At 63.4% G+C, this 23450-nt stretch carries 19 protein-coding genes and 1 pseudogene; 9 read left to right on the top strand and 11 right to left on the bottom strand.

Annotated features, from left to right (window positions below; translation table 11 throughout):
• On the bottom strand, nucleotides 1-1057 hold a 1057-nt coding region (locus A2J03_RS07770), incomplete at its 3' end, for an AI-2E family transporter (RefSeq protein WP_068371703.1).
• A 154-nt stretch (nucleotides 1058-1211) separates the two neighbouring features.
• On the opposite strand from A2J03_RS07770, the gene A2J03_RS07765 reads away from it, so the two are divergent.
• Nucleotides 1212-2666, top strand: a complete 1455-nt coding sequence (locus A2J03_RS07765) for an adenylate/guanylate cyclase domain-containing protein (protein ID WP_068371695.1) — start codon at nucleotides 1212-1214, stop codon at nucleotides 2664-2666.
• Between the two features lie 82 nt (nucleotides 2667-2748).
• The gene (locus A2J03_RS07760) at nucleotides 2749-3960 is read left to right on the top strand and encodes a lysylphosphatidylglycerol synthase transmembrane domain-containing protein (protein WP_197480662.1); all 1212 of its coding nucleotides are present in this window, start codon (nucleotides 2749-2751) and stop codon (nucleotides 3958-3960) included.
• A gap of 125 nt (nucleotides 3961-4085) precedes the next feature.
• On the opposite strand, the gene map is transcribed toward A2J03_RS07760, so the two are convergent.
• A complete protein-coding gene (map, locus tag A2J03_RS07755) occupies nucleotides 4086-4856 on the bottom strand; it encodes a type I methionyl aminopeptidase (protein WP_068371692.1) in 771 nt (256 codons plus the stop codon).
• A 124-nt stretch (nucleotides 4857-4980) separates the two neighbouring features.
• Between map and A2J03_RS07750 the strand changes: the two genes are divergently transcribed.
• From A2J03_RS07750 to A2J03_RS07740, 3 genes are all read left to right on the top strand, one after another.
• A complete protein-coding gene (locus A2J03_RS07750; protein ID WP_068371689.1) occupies nucleotides 4981-5532 on the top strand; it encodes a YceI family protein in 552 nt (183 codons plus the stop codon).
• An 86-nt stretch (nucleotides 5533-5618) separates the two neighbouring features.
• Nucleotides 5619-5993: a DUF3054 domain-containing protein gene (locus A2J03_RS07745; RefSeq protein ID WP_068371700.1), complete on the top strand. Its 375-nt coding sequence runs from the start codon at nucleotides 5619-5621 to the stop codon at nucleotides 5991-5993.
• 45 nt (nucleotides 5994-6038) lie between these two features.
• Nucleotides 6039-7487 (top strand): peptide MFS transporter, encoded by a 1449-nt coding sequence (locus A2J03_RS07740; RefSeq protein ID WP_068371686.1) that lies wholly within the window; start codon nucleotides 6039-6041, stop codon nucleotides 7485-7487.
• Between the two features lie 5 nt (nucleotides 7488-7492).
• On the opposite strand, the gene A2J03_RS07735 is transcribed toward A2J03_RS07740, so the two are convergent.
• The 3 genes from A2J03_RS07735 to A2J03_RS07725 form a co-directional block, all read right to left on the bottom strand.
• Nucleotides 7493-8230 (bottom strand): sulfite exporter TauE/SafE family protein, encoded by a 738-nt coding sequence (locus A2J03_RS07735; protein ID WP_068371684.1) that lies wholly within the window; start codon nucleotides 8228-8230, stop codon nucleotides 7493-7495.
• Nucleotides 8231-8334: 104 nt separating this feature from the next.
• On the bottom strand, nucleotides 8335-9963 hold the full coding sequence (locus A2J03_RS07730; protein ID WP_442971329.1) for an NTF2-like N-terminal transpeptidase domain-containing protein: 1629 nt from the start codon (nucleotides 9961-9963) through the stop codon (nucleotides 8335-8337).
• Between the two features lie 407 nt (nucleotides 9964-10370).
• Entirely contained in the window at nucleotides 10371-12194 is a 1824-nt protein-coding gene (locus A2J03_RS07725) for a penicillin-binding transpeptidase domain-containing protein (RefSeq protein WP_068371682.1), read from the bottom strand.
• 67 nt (nucleotides 12195-12261) lie between these two features.
• Between A2J03_RS07725 and A2J03_RS07720 the strand changes: the two genes are divergently transcribed.
• The 4 genes from A2J03_RS07720 (at nucleotide 12262) to A2J03_RS07705 (ending at nucleotide 17037) form a co-directional block, all read left to right on the top strand.
• Nucleotides 12262-12795, top strand: a complete 534-nt coding sequence (locus A2J03_RS07720; RefSeq protein ID WP_068371679.1) for a hypothetical protein — start codon at nucleotides 12262-12264, stop codon at nucleotides 12793-12795.
• A gap of 123 nt (nucleotides 12796-12918) precedes the next feature.
• Nucleotides 12919-14469 carry an ABC-F family ATP-binding cassette domain-containing protein gene (locus tag A2J03_RS07715; RefSeq protein WP_068371675.1) on the top strand — a complete coding sequence of 517 codons (1551 nt, stop codon included), beginning with the start codon at nucleotides 12919-12921 and terminating at the stop codon, nucleotides 14467-14469.
• A 58-nt stretch (nucleotides 14470-14527) separates the two neighbouring features.
• The gene (locus tag A2J03_RS07710; protein ID WP_068371672.1) at nucleotides 14528-16213 is read left to right on the top strand and encodes a SulP family inorganic anion transporter; all 1686 of its coding nucleotides are present in this window, start codon (nucleotides 14528-14530) and stop codon (nucleotides 16211-16213) included.
• Between the two features lie 8 nt (nucleotides 16214-16221).
• A complete protein-coding gene (locus tag A2J03_RS07705) occupies nucleotides 16222-17037 on the top strand; it encodes an alpha/beta fold hydrolase (protein ID WP_068371669.1) in 816 nt (271 codons plus the stop codon).
• Here A2J03_RS07705 and A2J03_RS07700 read toward each other — a convergent pair.
• The 6 genes and pseudogenes from A2J03_RS07700 to A2J03_RS07675 form a co-directional block, all read right to left on the bottom strand.
• Nucleotides 17016-18704, bottom strand: coding sequence for an AMP-binding protein (locus tag A2J03_RS07700; RefSeq protein ID WP_197480659.1), 1689 nt, complete (start codon nucleotides 18702-18704; stop codon nucleotides 17016-17018). The two genes, A2J03_RS07705 and A2J03_RS07700, sit on opposite strands and share 22 nt — an antisense overlap.
• Before the next feature lie 203 nt (nucleotides 18705-18907).
• Complete coding sequence (locus A2J03_RS07695; protein ID WP_068371663.1) at nucleotides 18908-20014, bottom strand: ABC transporter ATP-binding protein; 1107 nt, start codon at nucleotides 20012-20014, stop codon at nucleotides 18908-18910.
• Between the two features lie 32 nt (nucleotides 20015-20046).
• Nucleotides 20047-20934 carry a carbohydrate ABC transporter permease gene (locus A2J03_RS07690; RefSeq protein WP_068371660.1) on the bottom strand — a complete coding sequence of 296 codons (888 nt, stop codon included), beginning with the start codon at nucleotides 20932-20934 and terminating at the stop codon, nucleotides 20047-20049.
• Complete coding sequence (locus A2J03_RS07685; RefSeq protein ID WP_068371657.1) at nucleotides 20934-21884, bottom strand: carbohydrate ABC transporter permease; 951 nt, start codon at nucleotides 21882-21884, stop codon at nucleotides 20934-20936. Before A2J03_RS07685 ends, A2J03_RS07690 begins: the two co-directional genes overlap by 1 nt.
• Nucleotides 21881-23233, bottom strand: a pseudogene (locus tag A2J03_RS07680) (ABC transporter substrate-binding protein). The gene A2J03_RS07685 and the pseudogene A2J03_RS07680 overlap by 4 nt, the downstream one beginning before the upstream one ends.
• Before the next feature lies 1 nt (nucleotide 23234).
• Nucleotides 23235-23450, bottom strand: a 216-nt coding sequence (locus A2J03_RS07675; protein ID WP_331712360.1) for a sugar-binding domain-containing protein, incomplete at its 5' end; no start/stop codon positions are given.

Here is a 23450-nt window from a genome sequence, read left to right as displayed (position 1 = left end):
GCTCTTCCAGTTGCTCGTACACCTCGTCCGGATCCTCGGCGAGCAGCGAGCGGATCGCGGTGTTGAGCACCGCCACGATAGGAACGGCGAGCAGTCCACCGACGATGCCTGCCAACAGAATTCCTACGGTGATCGCCAGAACCACCGCCAGCGGGTGCAGACGAACCGCACGACCCAGCAGAAGTGGTTGCAGCACATGACCTTCCAGCTGCATGACGGCTACCACGATGCCAAGCGCGATGAGCGCGGTGAGTAGGCCCTTGGTCACCAGTGCGATGAAGACCGCAACGAATCCGGTGAGGAATGCACCGATGATGGGGATGAACGCGCCGATGAACACCAGCGATGCCAACGGCAGCGCCAGCGGTACACCGAGAATGGCCAGACCGGCTCCGATTCCGATGGCATCGGCAGCCGCGACCGCAACCGTCGCGCGGACGTACCCGACGAGCGAACCGAAACCTTGACTGCCTGCCAACCGAATTCTGCGTCGTGCAGCCGTCGGCGCAAGCCTGGTGACGAACTCCCATATCTGATCCCCGCCGTACAGAAAGAAGATCAGTATGAACAGGGTCAGGGCGGCTCCGGTGAAAATCTCGCCGATGACGGTCGCAGTCGTCAACGCCCCGGACGTGACTGCGGCTTGGTTGTCCTGGATGACCTTGACGAGGTTCTCGCTCGCCTGATCGATCTGTTCTTGGCTGATGTGCAGCGGACCGTCGGCCATCCATTGCTGAATGCTCTTGATCGACGTCGTGAATTGATCTCCCAACTGAGGCAGGCCCTCGATGAACTGTTCGACGACGAAGGTCATGATGCCGGCGACGACGCCGATGCTCGCGACGATGGCGATGACGACCCCCGCCGCCCGTGGCACTCCGCGACGCTGCATCCAGTCGACGATCGGCACCAACATCGCCGACGCCAACAGCGCAAGACCGAGCGGAATGATGACGATGTCCAGGCGCGCGACCATGTAGCAGAACGTGATGATCCCGGCGAAGATGACGAGCAGCCGCCATGTCCACTCGGCACCCACCCGGACGAGCGGATGCACCGAATCAGCGGCCGACGAACGCCCCTCGAATGCCCCCGAAAGTGCGTTTGACGCTTCTGCCTGCGGCTCGCGTTCGGTCACCCGGTAAATTTAACCTGTGCTGGCATCTTTGAGAGCGGTCTCGCTCACTCTGAAGAGTCGCTGGCCGCTCTATATGCTTTCCATGCTGCTGTCGAATCTCTTCGGCGCGGTGCTCGTGTTCGCGTTCGTGCGCTACGGACTTCCCATCGAAGAATCGCAATCGATCGTCGCGGATCGGGTTCGCAACGTCTACATCTTCGGCGCGTACTTGGTCTTCGCAGGCGCCGTCAGCCTCTACTACGCGGCACGGATGCTGCGATCGGTCATCCGTTGGCAACTGCGCGGTGGTCCCCCGACTCGTCGGGAGCAGATGGCGACGCTGCATGCGCCGCTGCGTCAGGCCATCGTGCACCTCGTCCTGTGGATAATCGGCGGCGTCCTGTTCGTCGTACTCACCGTGACCGACATGCCGTCGCTGGCGATAGCCGTCATCGTCACCGTCGTCATGGCCGCGACCGTGACGTTCGGCTTCACCTACATGCTCGGTGAACGGATCCTGCGTCCCGTCGCGGCCATGGCTCTCAGCGAGGGTCGCTTCGACCGGACCATGACGCCGGGCGTAGGCACCAGAATGGCAATGACCTGGGGCTTGGGCACACTGATGCCCGTCATCGGAATCATCTTGCTGTGTGCGACCCAGCTGACAACCGATCTCGTCTTCTCCACCGACTCGCTCGCCATCGCGATCATCCTGCTCAGTGTTCTGGCGATCGGGCAGGCCTTCATTCTGTCCATGCTCACCGCGAGCCAAATCTCCGATCCGATCCGCCAACTGCGTCGCGCCATCGAGCGTGTCCAGCGCGGCGACAACGACGTCGAGGTCGACGTTTTCGATGGCAGCGAGATCGGCCGCCTGCAGGTCGGCTTCAACCGAATGATGGAGGAATCCGCCGAGCGACGGGTTCTGCGCGAACTGTTCGGCCAGCATGTGGGCGAGGACGTGGCGCGCCGCGCATTGCAATTCGGTACCGAATTAGGTGGCGAAACCCGCTTCGTCGCGGTGCTGTTCGTCGACATGGTCGGTTCGACCGCGACGGCATCCGAGCGTCCGCCGGGAGAGGTCGTCGTCCTCCTCAACGAGTTCTTTCGAGTGGTCGTCGACGTCATCGACAAGCACCACGGTTTCGTCAACAAGTTCATGGGCGACGCTGCCCTCGCCATCTTCGGTGCGCCGCTCGATCGTCCCGATGCGCCGACAGCAGCGCTCGCTGCAGCCCGTGACCTGCGGTTCGCTCTCGACGACATCACCGGACTCGACATCGGCATCGGCGTTTCCGCTGGCCTCGCGGTCGCCGGAAACATCGGAGCGAAGGAGCGGTTCGAATACACGGTCATCGGCGATCCCGTCAACGAAGCATCACGATTGACGGAGTTGTCCAAACTGCGTCCGGGCCGCGTGTTGGCTTCGACGTCCGCTCTGTACTTCGCCAGCGACGAAGAGCAGGAGCACTGGGAGCTGGGCGATCGGGTGCAACTCCGTGGCCGACGCAGGCTCACCCATCTCGCCTGGCCCGTCGAGCACCCCTGAGGCCGGTAGCGAAGCCTGCGGAATGCCCCGGAGGTCCGAGCGGAGCCTGCGGAGTGAGCAAGGGCTTTGTGGTTACCCTGTGATGGTGGCCGAACCCAGATCCGAGCACGCGGCCGGCGGCCCTCGCACCAGGAACCGCCTCCGCTGGCTCAAGTGGGTTGCCGGGATTGCCCTGATTGCGCTGCTCGTCGGCGAGACCGTCTATCTGTGGCCGCGCTTGCACGAGTCGTGGCAGGCGCTCACCGAAATTCACTGGGGATGGCTCGCAGTGTGCATCGTCACCCAGGCGGTGTCCCTCAGTGCGTTCGGCCGTGTTCAGAAGCAATTACTCCAGGCCGGCGGCGTGCGGGTTCGGCAGTCGAAATCACTGTCGGTCATCTACGGCAGCACCGCGATGTCCCTCACCCTTCCCGCTGGCCAGGTGTTCTCGACGGCGTTCACCTACCGCGAGACCAGGCGATGGGGTGCGAGCCCAGTCGTGGCGTCGTGGCAGCTTGCGATCTCCGGCGTCATCGCTGCGGCCGGATTGGCCGTACTCGGTGTCGGCGGCGCATTGCTGGTCGGCGGTTCGGTCAATACGTTCACCCTTGTCCTACCGATCGCGGGCGTGCTCGCAATCGTGTTCGCCGTGCGGTACATCTCCGAACACCCGCAGTCGATCCGCAGCATCGCACGGTGGGTGCTGCACAAAGTCAACGATGTCCGGAATCAGCCGCCCAACGCTGGCCAGGACCGAATCGACGAGGTCATCGAACAGGTTCAGTCGGTGCAGCTCGGCAAACGCGACGCAGGGCTCACACTCTCCTGGTCCGTGATCCACCGACTCGCGGACGTGGCCTGCCTCGGCGTCGCGTGTCTCGCCGTCGGTGCCGAGCCACGGTTGTCCGGCCTGTTGTTCGCCTTCGCCGCAGCCAAAGCCGTCGGTTCGGTCCCGTTGGCGCCGGGAGGGCTTGTCGTCGTCGACGCCACCCTCATCGCGCTCCTCACCAGTGCCGCATCGATCAGTGCATCCCAGGCCGTCGCAGCCGCGTTCGTGTACCGGGCCGTCAGCTTCATCCTCGTCGCAATCGTCGGCTGGATCGTCTTCCTCGTCCTGTTCAGAAACCATCGGCACGAGGATCTCGAGTACGACTTGGCGTTCGAGCAGCGCGAAACGAAGGAGCTCCACCGCGAGGCCAAGGAAGCGCGCACGGATACCGAGCTCGGCGGAGACAGCGGAGTTCAGCGGGATGGTGGCGTTCAGCGGGACCCGCAGCAGCCGGGAATCGACAAGACGGATCCCGAGCCGGCGTGAAGCGGTCGGTCTGCGCACCCCTCTGAGTGACCGAATGACTACTTGGGTCACTCAGAGTGACCGAATGAGTCGTTCGCTCACGCTTGGTGACCGAATCAGCCGTTCGGTCACAAGGGACGCACGAGCTAGTTAGCCAGAGTCATGATCTCGGCCCCGTGATCGGTGATGGCAACGGTGTGCTCACTGTGCGCGGTCCGGCATCCGGTAGCACTTCGGAGGGTCCAGCCGTCGTCGTCGGTGACGAGTTCGGCGGTGTCGGCCATCACCCACGGCTCCAGGGCCAGCATCAGACCCGGCCGAAGTGTGTACCCGCGGCCCGCCCGCCCGGTGTTCGAGACATGGGGGTCCTGGTGCATCGTCGACCCGATGCCATGGCCGCCGAACTCGGTGTTGATCGGATAGCCCGCCGCGCTCAGGACGGAGCCGATGGCATACGCGATGTCGCCCCTACGAGCGCCTGGTCCGGCGGCAGCGATTCCAGCTGCCAAGGCACGTTCGGTTGCGTCGATCAGTGCGACGCTCTCCTCGGGCTTGCTTTCGCCGACGATGAAGGAGATCGCGGAGTCCGCGGCGACACCTCCCAGGACTACCGCGAGGTCGAGTGACAGAAGGTCACCGTCGGCGAGCTCGTAGTCGCGTGGCAGCCCGTGGAGCACGGCGTCGTTTACGCCGGTGCAGATGTAGTGCCCGAAGGGACCACGCCCGAACGACGGCGCGTAGTCGACGTAGCAGGAGGTCGCTCCAGCGGCGACGATCATTTCCTTGGTCCACCGGTCGATGTCCAGCAGATTGGTGCCGACTTCCGTTCGCTCTTTCATCGACTGGAGGATGCCGCCGACGAGAGCTCCCGTTTCCTTCGCCTGGGCAAGCTGGGCGGAATTCAGAATCTCGATCATGCAGCGCCTCCAGAACGGTCGAATAACTATACCGGCCGAACTATACCGACGGCGTGGAATAGATGCGGACCCCGGTCCGTTTGTGTAGTATGCAACTTGAACCTTCAACCAATCAGGAGTTGTCATGACCACCGCCATTGCATTGCCCGAACTCTCCGCAGGAACCTGGAACATCGACCCCTCTCACTCGACCGTCGGATTCTCCGTGCGCCACCTCGTGGTCAGCAAGGTCCGCGGACGTTTCCAGTCCTTCAGCGGCACCATCACGGTCGCCGAGGACGGCACCCCCTCGGTCAACGCCGAGATCGACGTCGCCTCCATCACCACCGACAACGAGCAGCGCGACGGCCACCTCAAGACTGCAGACTTCTTCGAGGTCGAGAAGTTCCCGACCGCAACGTTCACCTCCACCTCGGTCAAGGCCGACGGAAGCGACTTCGTTGTGACCGGTGATTTCACCCTCCACGGCGTCACCAAGTCCGTCGACCTGAAGCTCGAATTCAACGGCGTGAACCCGGGCATGGGCGCAGGCCCGGTCGCAGGCTTCGAAGCCAGCACCACGATCAACCGTCGTGACTTCGGCATCAGCATCGACATGCCCCTCGAAGGCGGCGGCGCAGTCGTCGGCGACAAGATCGCCTTGACGCTCGAGATCGAAGCCGGACTCGCTTCCTGATCCCCCGTCCCACGTGAATGTGCCGTCGCGTCAGTTCGATTGACGCGGCGGCACATTCATAACGGTCAGGAACTAGAGTGGGACCGGTGAGTCGCAGAACCGTCATCGCCGCCGTCATCGATCTGCTGTTGGTCGTGATCTTCTGCGCCATCGGCCGCCGAAGCCATGACGAGGCAAACGTCGTCGCCGGACTCGCCACCACGGCATGGCCGTTCGTCACCGGCGCAGTCATCGGCTGGGCCGCGACGTGGGCGCTGTACCGGGACAAGTTCGACGCCTACCTGATCTTCCCGACGGGTGTGCTCGTGTGGGTATGCACGGTCGTCGCCGGGATGGTCTTGCGCGTGGTCAGCGGGCAAGGAACGGCCGTCAGCTTCATCCTCGTCGCGTCGACTGTTCTGGCGGTGTTCTTGTTGGGCTGGCGAGGGTTGGCAAGATTGTTACCTGCCACGAAAAACTGACCTGATCTGCGCCATTTCGCGGCGTAAGTCTGGGACAGTTCTCTCATGACCGACGTGCAGAGCAAGCAGGACACCGCGTTCTTCGGGCAGCCGTTCGCGCTGGCAAACCTCTTCGGCGTAGAGATGTGGGAACGATTCTCGTTCTACGGGATGCAAGGCATCCTCATCTACTACCTGTACTACTCGACCGCAGACGGCGGACTCGGTATCTCCGAGAGCTCGGCGACGTCCATCGTCGGCGCCTACGGCGGCACGGTCTACCTCTCCACCATCCTCGGCGCATGGATCGCCGACAGGCTTCTCGGGTCCGAGCGCACGCTGTTCTACAGCGCTGTGATGATCATGTTCGGCCATATCGCCTTGGCCGTTTTGCCCGGATTCCTCGGTGTCGGAGTGGGATTGGTCCTCGTCGCTTTCGGCAGTGGCGGGCTCAAGGCCAACGCGACGTCACTGGTCGGCGATCTCTACGACGAGAAGGACAATCGTCGCGACGCGGGGTTCTCCATCTTCTACATGGGCATCAACCTCGGCGCTTTCATCGGACCACTACTTACCGGGTTGGCCTGGGACACAGCCGGTTTCCACGCAGGTTTCGGACTTGCCGCGGTGGGCATGGCGCTCGGACTCATCCAGTACACGATCGGCCGAAAGCACCTACACGGCGTCGGAGCGGTCCCACCGAATCCGTTGCCTTCGAGCGAGCGCCTCAAGTGGGGCGGTATCGCCGTCGTTGCAATCGTCGTCATCGCATTGTTGTCTGTGTTCGGTGCCATCACGGCGGCGAACATGTCCGATATCGTCGTCGGCGTCACGGTCGTCGCCGCCATCGGCTACTTTGCGCTCATCCTGTCCAGCAAACGCATCACGCAGATCGAACGTCGACGGGTCATCTCGTTCATTCCGATGTTCATCGCCAGCGCAGCCTTCTGGTCCCTCTTTCAACAGCAATTCACCACGGTGCCACTCATCGCGAACAGCAGTCTGGACCGCAACCTGTTCGGTTGGGAGTTTCCGCCGAACTGGGTGCAATCCATCAATCCGGTCTTCATCATCATCTTTGCTGGTGTGTTCGCGGCAGTGTGGACCAAGCTCGGGGACCGGCAACCGTCGACGCCGGTGAAATTCGCAGCGGGCGTGTTCATCATGGGTCTGGCGTTCTTGGCCTTCGTGCCTTCCCTCGCCGGAAGCAGTATGCCGTTGCTTGCCCTCGTCGGCATCCTGCTGCTGTTCACGTTCGCCGAACTGTTCCTCTCGCCGGTCGGCCTTTCACTCTCGACCAAGCTCGCTCCGGAGAACTTCCACACCCAGATGGTGGCGTTGTTCTTCCTGTCAATCGCGTTGGGTTCGGCGATGGCGGGCACTCTGGCCGGCTTCTACGACGAAGACAACCCCGATCCGTTCTTCTACAGTGTCGGTGGAGCATCGATTGCCGTCGGTGTCGTGCTGTTGGCCGTGACACCGTGGATCAAGAAGATGATGAGCGGAGTCCGATAAGGGCCCTATTTCCACATCAACCAGGCGGCCAATCCAAGGCCCATGATCCCGACTGCGGTACGCAGGACTTTCGGGGGAATGACCTTCACCACGGGAGGCCCGCTGTAGCCGCCCGCGAAGGCGCCGATCGCGAGAGCGAGTGCCGCAAGCCAATTCACGTCACCTGAGAACGCAAAGATAATCGCGGCAACGGTATTGGCGATACCGAGGAAGAAGCTCTTGAGGACGCTCACGCGCCAGATGGAGTCCGAGGTGCAGATCAGCCCCAGCGCAAGGAAGATCACGCCGGCTCCTGCACCGAAGTAGCCACCGTAGATCGCGACGAAGAACAGCGAGATGGGATAGAGCGTCGGGAATTCTTTGTCACCCGCCAGATTTCGGATGCGCGGCTGCAGCAGCAAAGCGACGGCCGCGAAAGCGACAAGGTATGGGACGACCGCCTCGAACGAACCTTCCGGCGCGACCAACAGCAGAATCGCGCCGGCAAGACCACCCAAGGCCGACACGATCGCGAATCGGATCAGCTGTCTTCCGCCCTTGGCGATTTCGCTCGACGCCTTGGTCGTCGCCCCGACGCCGGCAGCCACCAAAGCAACCGTGTTCGTGACATTCGCCGCCACTGGCGGTACACCCGCGGCCAACAAAGCCGGATAGGACACCAGCGATGCGAGACCGGTGACGAACCCGACGAGGCCGGCGAAATAGCCGGCGACGACGAGGAGTCCGAATTCGAGCGCAGTCACAGAGAACAAAGCTACCGGGAGCGCAGCCTGCGGAGTGACCCGCGGGGGGAGCAGGAGCGCAGCCTAGGGAGTGACCCGCGTTGGCCGCGTGCTTGTCGCCGGTGCTATTCGTTGCTGCCCGAGTCCATTTCGCTGAGCAACCGGGTGCTCATCTTCACGGCCTGGTCTGTTCCGTCGGCGTCCTCGATGTAGACGGCGAAGGCGAGGTCACCTCGGTTGGCGATGAACCAGCGGTCGTCGCCGCTGTTTCCGGCGAAACCAGTGAGGCCGTCGTAGGCGTCGAGGCCCTCGTCGTGTGCTGAGCGCTGGAACATTTCGCGTAGTCGCGCCAATGCATCCGGGGGGATCGACGACGTCTCTTTGTCGGCCACCGCTGTCTGTCCTGCGACGATCGATGGGAGTGGAGCGCTGCCGCGGGACACCGCTGCGCCCATCTGCGCAAGTCCGAACGGTGTCACGGCTGCCTCGGACGTTTCATGTCCGACCGTCCGGAACCGGTCGATCTCGGCACTTCCGGATGGGAGTTGTCCGGTGAAGGCGTCGAGCCCCGGCATCGAGTAGTTCACGCCGAGACCGAGTGCCGTGGCGTCGATGCCGTCGACGGCGAGCAGATCGGTTGCCGACCCAGCCGGATACATGGCCGAGAATGCGATCTGACCTTGTTCGTTGGCGTAGCTGTTCTGCGCTGCAGCGACGATCGCTCCTGTCGACGGGACGATTGCAACGATAGAGGCCGGCGTGCCGACGCTGACGACAGCTTCTTCCGCGGCCAGTTGAATTCGAGGATCGAGTGTTGCGTGCAGGTCGGGACCGCCCGGGCCCTGGAAACCTGCCTGGCGCGTCAGCGATCCGTCTGGTCCGATCACGTCCACGGCCCAGCCCGCGGTGGCATCGCGGTTTTGCTGCCACGCATTTCGAAGTGAGTCGAGCAGCGGAGACGTGATTCGCCGGTCGCCTGCAATCAACTTCGGGGTCTGCGCGACGACCACGCCCGGAATGGCCCGCAGGTCGTCCTCGAGGACGGCGAAGTCGTCGTCGCGCAGGTTGACAGCGAGGATCGAGCTGCCCGGCGACGCCGCGAGGTCGGACAGCAGCGTGTCCGCGGTGATCAGCGGTGCGACGACATCGATGACATCGGCGAGCTGTCCCGCAGACGCCGCTGGGTCCGGCATCTGTGCTGGATCGAGAAGGATCGCGTTGATCGTTCGCTCGTTCATCAGCACGTTCTGCGTCGAGTCGAACACCAACGGTGGCGCAGCATCGGTACGTACGTACCGCACGCTTCCGCCCGGAGGTAGGTCTGGTGCGAGAACGTCTGGTTCCCAAGCGATTCGCCACCCGACACTCAGCTTCTTCGCCGTCCCGCGGGTCGAGTAGTTCCAGTCCTTACCTTCCCCGAAATTCCACCCACTGTCGACGGTGAAGAACCCGGATTCGCCCGAGAGATCGATGAACTGCCCGAGTTCGAAGTCTCCCGTCGACGCACCGTTCGCCGACAGTCCGTCGAACATCTGAGTCAGACTTGCTGCAGCGGCGTTGGGGTACGTCGTCAGCGCGGCAGCTGCTTGGATGTCGTGCTCGTTGAGGGCTGCGACGAAGTCGTCGACGACTCCCTCGGCCTCACTCTTCGAGTCGTCGATGGTCCAGAATGCGACCGTCGACGTCAGCACAAGGCTGGCCCCCAGGGCGACCACGTAACGACCACGAATCCGGCGTACAACCGGCCTCCCCATGGAACTCATGAGTCACAATATTCACTGTAGTCACACGAGTAACAAGCACGGTATTCACACGCTACGGTCACGATTTCGCTACGCGGCGTCCGTGTGGGCCACGAACGCGCACGTTCCAGCCCAGGCACGCGTTGCAACCCGCGCACTCGCTGCAACCTGCGCGGCCAGGTCAGGACCGCAGCGAACGACTCATTCGGTCACCACCGCGGCTGAACGCGCACGTTCCAGCCCAGGCACGCGTTGCAACCCGCGCACTCGCTGCAACCTGCGCACTCGCTGCAACCTGCGCGCCGAACCCCGAACCCCGAACGACTCATTCGGTCACCACCGCGGCTGAACGCGCACGTTCCAGCCCAGGCACGCGTTGCAACCCGCGCACTCGCTGCAACCTGCGCGGCCAGGTGGAGCTACCGCAAGAACCGGCCCGCCGCTTCGAGGGCGGGCGCTGAACTCTGCCCACCCGCGACGAAGACGGCGAACGCCAGATCCCCTTGAATGCCGACGAACCAGCCGTGCGCCCCCTCGTTGTTCGGACCGAATTCGGCGGTTCCGGTCTTGCCGAGCAATCCCGGGATGTCCTGAAGCTGGGTAGCGGTTCCACCCGTCACGGTCTCGCGCATCATGGTCTTGACCTGCTCGGCGACTGTTGCATCGACGGGCGCAGGCGTCACGTCGGCGACACCGGGCTGCCCGCTGACGAGGGTCGGAGCTTTCAGTGAACCGCCGGCGATCGAGGACGCCACCAGCGCCATCCCGAACGGTGAAGCCGTCACCTGCCCCTGTCCGATCGCTGCTTCTACACGCGCCGCGGGAGTGTCGGCGACGGGCACGCTGCCGGTGACCGTCGTCAGACCCGGTGTCACGTAGTCGACGCCGAGGCCGTACTGCTGTGCGGTCAGCTGTAGCGCGTCCGCCGGGAGGCCGACGCCGAGGCGACCCATCGTCGTGTTGCACGAGCGCGCAAAGGCGGTGTGCAGCGGAACGTCGCCGAGATCGAAGTTGTCGTCGTTCGGGATCTGACGACCTTCGATGTTCTCGGTGCCCGGGCAGGGCAGGATCGTGTCCGGTGTGGCGATGCCCGCTTCGAGCGCAGCGGACGTGGTGACGGTCTTGAATGTCGAACCCGGAGGGTACAGACCGGTGAGGGCGATGGGGCCCTCGGCGTCTGCCGCCGAGTTCTGCGCGACGGCCAACACGTTGCCGGTGGACGGCTGCAGTGCGACGATCGCCGACTGCTGCGGAAGCGATGCAAGCGCGTTCTCGGCTTTGATCTGCAGCCCACTGTCGAGTGTGGTGGCGATGTCGGGTGCAGGGCTCGCGTCGATCCCGGCCAGCTGATCGACGGATCCGTCCGCTTTCAGCGACTGGATCGCCCAGCCCTTGTTTTCGTCGAGCTGGGATTGCCAGAGCTCGGTGATGCCGGTGAGCGCGGGCGAGGCGAGGGCACGGTCGGTCGTCAGCAAGCGAGTCTGCGGGGCGAGCGTGACACCGGGCACCGACGTGAGTTCGGCGGCGATCGGGTCGAGGTCCGACTGCCGAAGCGAGACGAGTGTGACCGTGTTGCCTTGCGACTGCGCCTGATCGGCGGCAATGGATTGGGCTGTGATCGTCGGGACGATCGGTGTGAGGAACGACGCCACTACGGCGGGATCGGCTCTCGAATCGACGTTGACGAGTGTGACGACCTGCTGCGACATGAGCTCTGCGCCGGCCCGGTCGAACACTTTGGGTGTCACGAGCGCATCGGTCGAGACGTAGCGGACAGTCGAGTCGGCGGCGAGACCAGGCGCGAGCACGGCCGGGTCCCAGTTGATCCGCCAACCCTGATCGGTTTCGGTCGCGGTGGCCGTGGTGTCGTACTGCCACTGCTTCGGCTCACCGTCGGGCTCCTCCGTCCCGTCCGTCGTCGTCGAGAAACGCCAGGTGGCATCCAGCGTCACCGATCCGCCCTCGTCCGAGGCCGATTCGACGGCGAAGTCGGGAGTCGCCGTGACGGTTCCGCTTGCGCTCAACCCGTCGTACAGCCCAGCCAAGGCTGCGGACGCAGCTGCCGGGTCGGTGGTCAGCGCGGCCGCAGCGTCTGCAGAGCCGCTGTTGATCGCGTCGACGAACTGCTCGGCGGTGGTCTGCGGTTCAGGCGGGCCGTCGTCTCCGCAGCCTGCCAGGACCAGCGTCCCTACGGCGACGAGGGCGGAAACCGTCTTCTTCGATGTGCGCACCCGTCCGATCATGCCTGACTCGTGGCGAAGTCCTGAACAACGGTGTAATCATGTAATCAGACAACCTGAAGGAGTAGTCATGAGAAAATTCGGAAGACCAGGCGGATGGCAGCAGGCCGACGTACCCGACGCGTCGGATGCGCCCGAGTGGTTCGGCGGCAGGCTTCCCGAGAATTGGTTCACCGGCGCAGCCACTGTCGAGGTGGACCGCGAAGAGATTGTCGTGATCGGCGAATTGCCCACCGGCGACGACGAGGGATCCGCGGCAACCGAGGGCCGGATCGCTCGATTCCGTGAGACCACGCGTCAGGACAGAATGCAGATCGCCGACGAGGCCGAGGCCCGCTACGGCCGCAAGGTCGCGTGGGGAGTGTCTGTCGACGGTGAGGCAGTTCTGTTCACGCACCTCGCTGTCCCGGTCATGACGCGACTGCGCCAACCGGAACGGAAGGTGCTCGACACTCTCGTCGACGCGGGCGTTGCGCGATCGCGTGCAGACGCACTGTCGTGGGCGGTCAAACTCGTCGGCGAGCACACACAGGACTGGCTGGGCGAGCTGCGCGAGGCGATGACGAAGGTCGACGACCTTCGCAAGAAGGGGCCGACGTCGTAAATCGGTTGCGTGCTGCCGGTGATCCCGCTTAGTCTGAGATCTACCTTGTCGTCGACAGATTCGGAGAGGCCGTTGCTCCTCTAGAGGTTCCCGCGCCCACACACGCACCCCTCTGGAGCAACCATGTCTACTTCACCATCCCTGTCCATTTCCGGTCTGCACTTCACCTGGCCGGACGGCAGTCCGGCATTCGACAACCTCGATGCCGTATTTCCCACCGGTGCAACAGGTCTGGTCGGATCGAACGGTACCGGCAAGTCGACGCTGTTGAAACTCGTCGTCGGTGAGTTGTCGCCGACGCGCGGGTCGATCACGATTCCCGGCACCCTCGGCTACCTGCCGCAGGATGTCGCGCTGCGACCGGGTAGGCGCGTCGACGAGATCCTTCGCCTTCGCGAGCTTCGAGAGTCGCTGCACCGCATCGAATCCGGTCGATCGACCGAGAGTGACTTCGCTACAGTCGGGACACAATGGGATGTCGAGGAACGCGCCGTTGCATTGCTCGACAAGCTCGGGCTCGGCAATCTCGTCGCCGAGCCTGCCGATCTCGATCGAGTTCTCGGAACGCTGTCCGGCGGCGAAACGATGCTGCTCGCGCTGACTACGGAACTGTTGGCCGAACCCGATGTCCTGCTGCTCGACGAGCCGACCAACAACCTCGATCTACACGCGCGCGCACGCCTCTATCAGGCGATCGACGCGTTTCGAGGTGTACTGATCGTCACCAGTCACGACCGGGAACTTCTCGACGCCATGGACAACATCGCCGAACTCAGAGCGCACCGCGACGGTCCGACGCGCTTGCGGATGTTCGGCGGGAACTACACCCACTATCGAGCAATCATCGACGCGGAGCAGGAGGCTGCCCGGGCTGCATTGAACGACGCGAAAAACGATGTGCGCAAGCAAGAGCGGGAGCTGGTCGAGGCGAGGACCAAGATCGACCGTCGAGCCCGGTACGGAAACAAGATGAACGAGCAGAAGCGTGAGCCCAAGATCATCATGGGCAAGCGCAAGAGAGCCGCGCAGGTCTCGGCGGGCAAGCTGCGAAACACCCACCTCGAGAAGGTCGACGACGCTCATGATGTGCTTGCCGCGGCCGAGGAGCGGTTGCGCGACGATCGAGAGATACGCGTCGCGCTGCCGGCCACGAAAGTCCATGAGGGACAGACGGTTGTTCGCGTCGAGGACCTCGAGATCGTCGGGCCCGAACGGATTGCACTGATCGGACCGAACGGAAGCGGAAAAACGACACTGCTCGGCAAGATAGACGCGTCGGGCCCGGCCGTGCCGTGGCGCTACCTTCCACAACGACTCGATGTCTTCGATGAATCACGCACCGTCGCCGAAAATGTCGCCGACGTCGCGGAAACTGCGTCGAACGAGCAGATTCGGGCTCAGCTCGCTCGATTTCTCTTTCGTGGCGCCGATGCGGACGCCGTCGTATCGACGTTGTCGGGAGGTGAGCGATTACGTGCGGCGTTGGCGCGCATTCTGTTGGCCGAACCGGCCCCTCGCCTGCTGCTGCTCGACGAGCCCACCAACAATCTCGATCTCGTCAGCAAGGCACATCTGACCGAAGCGCTGTCGAGCTACGAGGGCGCACTCGTCGTCGCCAGCCACGACCTACCGTTCCTGCGCGAACTGCATCCGACGCGGTGGATCGAGCTCTGACGCACTTCGCACACCCCGGTCTGGACGTCGTCCCGCTGTGAGGTCGATACTGCAACGTATGTCCTGGACGAGCGGTCTCGGTCGACTGCCGGGTATCGCAACAGCGCGCGCCTACCGCCGGGAATGGTTGCGCAACGACATCACAGCGGGCCTCGTTCTCACGGCCCTGCTGATCCCGGCGGGAATGGGGTACGCACAGGCAGCCGGGTTGCCCGCGTACGCAGGCCTGTACGCGACGATCGTGCCGCTCCTCGCATATGCACTCGTCGGGCCGTCGAAGATCCTCGTCCTCGGTCCGGATTCGTCGCTGGCCCCTCTCATCGCCGCAGCGATCGTGCCGCTGGCCGTCACCGACGATCCGGCGAGCGCCCTGGCCCTGGCGGGAGTCCTCGGCGTCCTTGTCGGCATCATCCTGCTGGCCGGCGGTTTCCTACGGCTGGGCTTCGTCACCGCGCTGTTGTCGAAGCCCATTCGACTCGGATACCTGAACGCGATCGCACTCGTGGTCATCGTCGGGCAATGTCCCAAGCTGCTCGGATTCTCGGTCGATGCGAGCGGCCTTCTCGGACAGATCGAGCAGACCGCGCGATCGGTCGTGCGGGGCAGCGTCGACCCTGTCGCAGCGGCGGTGGGTATCGGCTCGATTGCCGTCATCGTCGCATTTCGTCGTTGGATTCCCCGTGTCCCTGGGGTACTGGTTGCGGTGGTCGGTGCGATCGTTGCGTCCGCTGCGCTGGATCTCACCGACCGAATCGACATGGTCGGCGCATTGCCGACAGGGTTGCCGCTGCCCTCGTTCGGCGGTGTCGACTGGGTAGACGTAGGCAAGTTGATCGGACCGGCTGCGGCCATCGCCCTCATCGCATTCGCCGACACAGGAGTTCTCTCCCGCACGTTCGCAGCGAGGCGTGGTGACGATGTGGACGGCAGCACCGAGATGAAGGCGATCGGCGTCGCAAACGTCGCCGGCGGATTGTTCGGCGGTTTCCCCATCTCCGCCAGCGGATCACGCACGCCGGTAGCCGAACAGAACGGCGCGCGAACACAACTGACCGGTGTGGTGGGCGCGCTCGCGGTCCTCGCCTTCGTGCTCGTCGCTCCCGGTGTCACTGCATATTTGCCTGATGCGGCGCTCGGGGCGGTGGTGATCGTGGCGGCCACTTCGCTCGTCGACGTGAGCGGGACAGTGCGAATGTGGCACATGAGTCGCATCGAATTCGCCACCGGTGCAGCTGCGTTCCTCGGGGTCGCGCTCGTCGGGGTACTGGAGGGTATTCTCGTCGCAATCGGGCTGTCCTTCATCGCCGTCGTGGCTCGCGCATGGCAGCCGTACCGCACGGAACTCGTTCGTACGCAGCACCGCCCGGGATTCCACGACATCCAACGCCATCCCGACGGCCACCGCATCCCCGGACTCGTCATGCTCCGATTCGACGCCCCGCTGTTCTTCGCCAACGGTGAGATCTTCGATCAATACGTACGCTCGATCGTCGACAACGCCCCGACACCTGTCGAGTGGGTCGTCATCGCGGCCGAGCCCATCACCGGACTCGACACGACCGCCGTCGACGAGCTGGTCGACCTGGACCGATTCCTGCGAGATCGAGGGATACGGTTGGTCTTCGCCGAGATGAAGGGCCCGATCAAGGATCGGCTCATTCGCTTCGGTGTCGGTGGCCGGTTCGACTCGACGCGCTTCTACTACACCGCCGAAGCCGCAGTCGCCGCGTTCGAGCTGCGATAATCGCTGTCGTGGACTACGCAGTGAACCCCGACGACGGCACTCGGATCGCATTTCAGGTCGTGGGTTCGGGTCCGCCCCTCCTTCTGGTGCATGGCAGTTTGCTGACGCACACGATCTGGCGGACGTACGGGTACGTCAGAGCACTGCGTCCGTCGCGCACGCTGATTCTCCTCGACATGCGTGGCCACGGCCGCAGCGACAAGCCGCACCATGTCGCGGCGTACCGAATGGAGTCGATCGTCGGGGATCTCGTTGCGGTGCTCGATGCAGTCGGTGTGTTCAGCGCCGACTACTGGGGCTACTCGTACGGGGGTCGGGCCGGATTGACACTGGCTGCCCGGGCACCGGAGAGGATCAACAGCCTCGTCGTCGGCGGTGGTTCCCACGGCCCGCAGCGCGGTGCGTTCGATCGGCTCTTCTTCCCGGGATGCGCGGACGTGCTCGCGGAGCGCGGAATGGGAGGGTTCCTCGACGAGTGGAACAACCACCGACTGTTCCCGGTCGACGCCGCAACCCGAGCAGTGTTCTCCGCCAACGACTCCGATGCGATGGCGGCGTACTTCCGCGCATCCGACCTCGAGCCCGGGCTGTCGGACAGCGCTCTCGAACAGTTCGACATGCCCAGCCTGTTCTACGTCGGCTCGGAGGACCACACCAGGCTCGGTGATTCGCGATCAGCGGCTCGGCTGGTCCCCCACTCCGAGTTCCATCTCATCGCGGGATTCGACCATTCCACGACGCCCGCCGCGAGCGCGGAAGTGTTGGGCGTCGTGCAGCCGTTTCTCGAGCGCACTGTCCCGTCCTACTTCAACCCCGCGAACTGATCGTCCCGCCACTCCCCGGACAGCACCTCACCGGAATCCTCGCGCGCCCGCAGTTCCACCCGTCGAATCTTGCCCGAGATGGTCTTCGGCAACTCGAAGAACTCGATTCGGCGCACCCGCAGGTACGGCGCCAGATGCTCGCGCGCGTACTTCAATATTTCGAACGCGGTGTCCTCGTTCGGTTCCCAGCCCGCAGCAAGCGCGACGTATGCTTTCGGAACTGCGAGGCGAGTCTCGTCGGGAGCGGGTACGACGGCAGCCTCCGCCACCGCCGGGTGCTCGATCAACACGCTTTCCAGTTCGAACGGCGAGACCTTGTAGTCCGACGCCTTGAAGACGTCGTCGGTGCGGCCCACGTAGGTGATGTAGCCACGCTCGTCGCGGGAAGCGACGTCGCCGGTGTGGTAGTACCCGCCTGACATCACTTCCGAGTTACGTGCTGGATCGCCAAGATATCCCGTCATCAGGTTGTACGGATTCTTCGCCAGATCAAGGCAAATTTCGCCCTCGTCGGCTTCCAAGCCGGTCACCGGATCGATGATGACGACGGGGACACCAGGGAGGGGGCGACCCATCGATCCGAACTTCAGCTCCGAACCGGGCGTATTGGCCACGAGCGCAGTGGTTTCCGTTTGGCCGAACCCGTCGCGGATGTTCAGTCCCCACTCCCTCTGCACGTGCGAGATCACCTCGGGGTTCAGGGGTTCACCTGCTCCGATTGCTTCCCGCAGAGCACCCCCGCCGCCGGAGATGTCGGCCTGAATCAGCATGCGCCACACAGTCGGTGGTGCGCAGAATGTCGTAACTTCGGCGCGGCGGATCTGGCCGAGAAGGGCTTTGGCGTCGAAACGGGTGTAGTTGTAGATGAATATCGTGGCCTCGGCGATCCACGGCGCAAAGAAGCAACTCCACGCGTGCTTCGCCCAGCCGGGTGAACTGATGTTGAGGTGCACGTCCCCCGGCTGGAGTCCGAGGAAGTACATGGTGCTCAGGTGGCCAACGGGGTAGGAAACCTGAGTGTGCTCGACGAGCTTCGGCTTGCTCGTCGTTCCCGAAGTGAAGTAGAGGAGCAGACGATCCGCGGGCGACGTGACAGCCTCGAACGGCCGCGCATCCTGCACGTCGTATGCGGCATGGAAGTCGGTCCATCCGGGGACGTCGCCGACGGAAATCTTCAGATAGTCACCGGGAACGTCGTCGAATTTCGGCGCATCCACGGGATTGGCGATGACGGCTTTCGCTCGCCCCCGCTCGATGCGATCGGTGAGGTCGGCGGAGCCGATGGCGGTTGTCGTCGGCATCAGCACGGCCCCGAGCTTCATGACTGCCAGCATCGATTCCCACAGCTCGACCTGGTTGCCGAGCATCAGCACGACGGAGTCGCCGCGACCGATCCCGAGGCCTTCGAGCCAGCGGGCCACCTGGTCCGAGCGTCGGGACATGTCGTCGAAGCTGTACTTCGCCTCCGAGCCGTCTTCCTCGACGATCCACAGGGCAGTTCCGTCGTTGCCGCGCGCGAACGCGTCGAACCAGTCGATCGCCCAGTTGAACTTGCCCTCGAACGTGGGCCATTCGAACTTCGCCAACGCGGTGTCGTAGTCGCCGTGGGCGCTCTGCAGCGTGTCCCGGGCCTGCTTGAACCTCGCGAATGCTGTTCCGTCCGTCATGGTCACTCCTCGCTGTGGCGCACATCTCACTGACCGACCACGGTATTGACCCCGGTTGCGGCCGCGCTACCCCCGGATGGGGGCATGAACGCCAGTCGGCCCGGGTGTCAGCTGCAGGCCTTCGGCCCAGTGGCGCGGTTGAGCGCACCAGAGTGCACTCAACCGCGCCACTGGGGGCGGAGCCCCCACCGAAAACTTCCCGCTCAGATCCGTTCGCCGGACTCCGGGTGGAACAGGTGAATCGCGCCGTCGAGTCGCGTCAGGCCGATACTCTCGCCGATCTTCGCCGGAGCACGTACCGCGGACCGAGCAACGAGCGAGACCGGACCACCGTCGAGACCCTTCACCTTGGGATCGTCCAGATGCGCATACAGGTACGACTCGCTGCCGAGCTCCTCGATGAGATCGACCTTCCCCTCGAAGCCCTCACCGCCGCCCTGGACGATGCCGAGCTGCTCGGGGCGTAGCCCGACCGTCACCTCGTCGAGCCCCAGGCTCGCAAGCTTGGTGAGTTCATCGCGCTCGAGCGGAAGCAGGAACTTTCCGATCTGGACTCCACCGGAGCCGATGGGCACCGTCATCAAGTTCATGGCCGGTGAGCCGATGAAGCCGGCGACGAACGCATTGACCGGATTGTCGTACAGATCCGTCGGACTTGCGAACTGCTGCAGCTTGCCGCCGCGCAACACTGCGACCCGGTCCCCCATCGTCATGGCCTCGACCTGGTCGTGGGTGACGTAGACGGTGGTGGTGCCGAGCCTGCGCTGCAGCGCCGCGATCTGAGTACGCGTCTGCACGCGCAGCTTCGCGTCGAGGTTGCTCAGCGGTTCGTCCATGCAGAACACCTGAGGTTCACGAACGATGGCGCGGCCCATGGCAACTCGCTGCCGCTGGCCGCCGGAGAGCTTGCCGGGCTTGCGGTCGAGGTACTCGGTGAGGTCGAGAATCTTCGCGGCCTCGGCCACTTTCTGCTTGCGCTCCTCGAGGGGCACCCCGCGCATCTTCAGCGCGAATCCCATGTTCTCCCCGACGGTCTTGTTCGGGTAGAGGGCATAGTTCTGAAAGACCATGGCGATGTCGCGGTCCTTCGACGGGACGCCGACCATGTTCTTCCCTCCGATTTCGATTGCACCACCGTCGATTTCCTCCAGCCCGGCGAGCATGCGCAGCGCGGTGGACTTGCCGGAGCCGGACGGTCCGACGAGGACGACGAATTCACCGTCCTGGATGTCGAGGTCGAGCGAATCGACAGCGAGCTTGTCGGCACCTTCGTAGACGCAGGATGCCTTCTTGTACGTGATTGCAGCCATGACTTGTTTCTCCTGAGTTTCGAAAGGCCGAGTTACTTGATGGCGCCGAACGACAGCCCGCGCACGAGCTTGTTCTGCGCAAACCATCCGGCAAGGACGACGGGGAGTGCTGCGAACGTCGCAGCCGCGGACAACTGGGCCCAGTACAGGCCCTGTCCGGTGATGAAGCCGACGAGGTAGACCGGAATCGTCTGGGCCTGAACGGCAGTGAGGTTGACGGCGAAGAAGAATTCGTTCCACGAGAAGATCACGCAGATCAGCGACGTCGCCGCGATGCCGGGTGACACGAGAGGAAGGATCACCTCGCGGACCGAGGTCCACAGTGACGCACCGTCCATGCTCGCCGCTTCGAGCAGTTCGCTCGGCACCTCGAGGAAGAACGAACGCATCATCCACACCGCGATCGGGAGATTCATTGCGGTGTAGAGAACCACCAGCGTCCAGATGTTGTCCAGCATCCCGATATCGCCGACGATGACATACAGGGGCACGATCGCCGCGACGACCGGGAGCATCTTGGTGGAGATGAAGAAGAACAGCACGTCCTTCGTCTTCTTCACCGGACGAAGCGAGAGAGCGAAGGCAGCGGGAACACCGAGAAGCAGAACGAGAAGTGTCGAAACGATCGTCGCAAACGCCGAGTTGAGCAACGCGGTGCCGATGCCGCTCTCCAGTACCCCTCGGTACTGATCGAGCGTCGGAGTGAAGAACAGTTTCGGTGGGTCGGAGTAGGCATCGGCCTCCTGTTTGAACCCGGTCAGAACCATCCACAGCACCGGGAAGAAGAACACGATGCCCGCGACCCATGCCACGACGGACCAGATGGTTCCCGGTCCCCAGTTGCTGCGGCGTTTGATCGTCACGCCGTCGGATGTCTGCGGTGCTGATTTCTTGGTCTTGCTGGTGGTCGCGGTACTCATCACGCCGCCTCCTCGTTTCCACTGAAGCTCTTGAAGATCAGTCTCAAAGCCAAGGTGCTGACGATGATGGTGGCCACCACGGTGACGACACCCATGGCTGCGGCCTGGCCGATGTCGAAGCCGAGGAACGCACGCTGATAGATGTAGAACGGCAAGTTCGCCGATGCGACGCCTGGACCACCCGAAGTCATCATGTACACGGCGTCGAACGTGTTGACGAGGTAGATCGCGCCGAGGACGGCACCGAGTTCGATGAAACGTCGCAAGTGCGGGAACGTCAGTTCACGGAAGAGTGCGACCGGCCCTGCGCCGTCGACTCGGGCCGCCTCGGAGATGTCTTTCGGCATCGACTGGAGGCCGGCCAGGATCAGCAGCATCATGAACGGTGTCCACTGCCAGATCAGGTTGGCCATCACCGCGGGCAACGGGAACCGCGAGACCCAGTCGATCTGGTCCACTCCGAACGGACTGAGCACGAAGTTGATCAGCCCGAAGACCGGGTCGAACATCGTGGTCTTCCAGATCAGTGCACCTGCAACGGGGGTGATCAGGAATGGGGTGATCAGCAACGTGCGAATCAGGCTGCGTCCGATGAGCTTACGATCCAGCAGCAACGCCAGGAACAACCCCAGGATCACCGAGACGATAACGGTCCCGACGATCATGATCACGGTGTTGAGTGCGACCTCACGGAACTGGCTGTCTCGGAACACGTCGACGTAGTTGTTGAGCCAATTTAACTCTCGCGAACCTGGCCGGACGAGATTCCAGGACTGGGTCGAATAGTAGAGCGTGAACAAGAACGGAATCTGCGTGACGACGATCGCGAACACCATCGCCGGCAGCAGCGGGCCGCGACGACGCCACCCCTCCGCCTTGGAGACGGTCCTCGGCCTCGGTACGAATTCTTCGGAATCGGCGTCTGCCGACCTCGTTTCGGTGGTGGTCATCCCTGGCCCTCCTGGTACGTCTTGCCGACCACTTCGGCGTACTGCTGCGCTTGAGCAAGCGCGTCCTGGACGCTGATTCGTCCTGCCACTGCTGCACTGATCTGCTGACTGACGCGAGTTCCGAGATCCTGGAACTCAGGAATGGTCAAGAACTGCACTCCGGTTTAGGGAACGGGGTCGACGGTCGGATTGTTCGGATCGGCGCCGTTGATCGAATCCAACGTCACCTGGCCGTACGCTTCCGATGCTTCCTTGTACTCGGGAATTTCGTAGGTGGACAGTCGACTTCCGGGAGGCACACGTTCCCATCCGAGTTCGTTGCCTACCTTGTTCAGGTATTCCTTACTGGTCATCCACGATACGAACTTCCATGCGTCGTCCGGATTTTCCGAGGTCTTCGGGATTCCGAGGGCCCAGGAGTAGAGCCAGCCGTTGTCACCCTTGGCTTCGCTCGGCGCCTTGGCGTAGCCGATCTTGCCGACGACATTGCTCGACGTCGGATCCTCCAGGACCGAGACGGCAGAGGTGGCGTCGTACCACATTGCGGTGTTGCCCTGCGACAGTTGCGTACCGCACTCACTGAAACCGCTTGTCGCCGCACCTGCTTGACCATGTTCGCGAACAGTGTCGACGTAGAACTGCACTGCAGCTTCGGTTTCCGGGCTGGTGAGCTGTGCGTTCCAGTTCTCGTCGTACCAACGTCCACCGAACGCGTTGATGACGGTGTTCAACGGTGCGAGTACCTCGCCCCAGCCGGGCTTTCCGCGCAGGCAGATTCCGGATACATCGTCGCTGTCCAGTACCGCTGCGGCGTCGGCGACTTCCTGCCACGTGGGTTCCTCGGGCATAGTGATGCCCGCCGCTTCCATCAGGTCCTTGCGATACATCAGGAACGAGGATTCACCGTAGAACGGTACCGAGTACATGCTGCCCTCATAGGACAGCGATTCCTTCAGCGTCGGAATGAAGTCGTCCTCGTCGTACCCAGGTGTGGCATCAGCATACTCGGAAAGATTGGTGAGCCAACCATTCTCGGCCCACTGAGGGGTCTCGAAGTTGCTGATCATCACCACGTCGAACTCACCGCCACCGGTGGCGACCGACGCCGTGATCTTCGCACGCGCCTCGTTTTCCGACAACGACACGAACTTCAGATTGATCCCCGGGTTCTCGGCCTCGAACTGCGGTGCCAAGGAAATGGCATCGGACATCTGCGAGTTCGAGACGATGGCCACGGTGATCGTCGTACCGTCACCGTCACCGCCGAACGACCCCGCGCCGGCACAGCCGGACAGCACCAAGGTCGTCGCGAGCGAAGCCGCGACAGCCACTTTCGGTAGTACCCTCATGTCAAGAACCTTCTTTCGTGTGCGCCATCAACCAACGCGCGCTTTCGATATCGGTCACCAATACGGTGGCGAATCCTCCGCGGAGCGCGCCGAGAATCGCCTGGTGCTTCTTCTTCCCACCCGAGATCAGAATCGCTCGGTCACAGTCACGGATGGCGTCCAGACCAACCGATACGGTGCGCCCAGGCAAGGATCCGTCGGTCGGAGTGCCGTCGAG

This window comes from Rhodococcus sp. EPR-157, assembly GCF_001647195.1.
In the GTDB taxonomy this organism is placed as follows: Bacteria; Actinomycetota; Actinomycetes; order Mycobacteriales; family Mycobacteriaceae; genus Rhodococcoides.
This window is presented reverse-complemented; position numbering and strand designations above follow the sequence as displayed.

Coding starts and splice junctions, on each gene's coding strand:
- A2J03_RS07765 (WP_068371695.1), top strand. CDS start 1,212: ATGCTTTCCATGCTGCTGTCGAATCTCTTCGGCGCGGTGCTCGTGTTC.
- A2J03_RS07760 (WP_197480662.1), top strand. CDS start 2,749: ATGGTGGCCGAACCCAGATCCGAGCACGCGGCCGGCGGCCCTCGCACC.
- map (WP_068371692.1), bottom strand. CDS start 4,856: ATGATCGAGATTCTGAATTCCGCCCAGCTTGCCCAGGCGAAGGAAACG.
- A2J03_RS07750 (WP_068371689.1), top strand. CDS start 4,981: ATGACCACCGCCATTGCATTGCCCGAACTCTCCGCAGGAACCTGGAAC.
- A2J03_RS07740 (WP_068371686.1), top strand. CDS start 6,039: ATGACCGACGTGCAGAGCAAGCAGGACACCGCGTTCTTCGGGCAGCCG.
- A2J03_RS07730 (WP_442971329.1), bottom strand. CDS start 9,963: ATGGGGAGGCCGGTTGTACGCCGGATTCGTGGTCGTTACGTGGTCGCC.
- A2J03_RS07725 (WP_068371682.1), bottom strand. CDS start 12,194: ATGATCGGACGGGTGCGCACATCGAAGAAGACGGTTTCCGCCCTCGTC.
- A2J03_RS07720 (WP_068371679.1), top strand. CDS start 12,262: ATGAGAAAATTCGGAAGACCAGGCGGATGGCAGCAGGCCGACGTACCC.
- A2J03_RS07715 (WP_068371675.1), top strand. CDS start 12,919: ATGTCTACTTCACCATCCCTGTCCATTTCCGGTCTGCACTTCACCTGG.
- A2J03_RS07710 (WP_068371672.1), top strand. CDS start 14,528: ATGTCCTGGACGAGCGGTCTCGGTCGACTGCCGGGTATCGCAACAGCG.
- A2J03_RS07700 (WP_197480659.1), bottom strand. CDS start 18,704: ATGACGGACGGAACAGCATTCGCGAGGTTCAAGCAGGCCCGGGACACG.
- A2J03_RS07695 (WP_068371663.1), bottom strand. CDS start 20,014: ATGGCTGCAATCACGTACAAGAAGGCATCCTGCGTCTACGAAGGTGCC.
- A2J03_RS07690 (WP_068371660.1), bottom strand. CDS start 20,934: ATGAGTACCGCGACCACCAGCAAGACCAAGAAATCAGCACCGCAGACA.
- A2J03_RS07685 (WP_068371657.1), bottom strand. CDS start 21,884: ATGACCACCACCGAAACGAGGTCGGCAGACGCCGATTCCGAAGAATTC.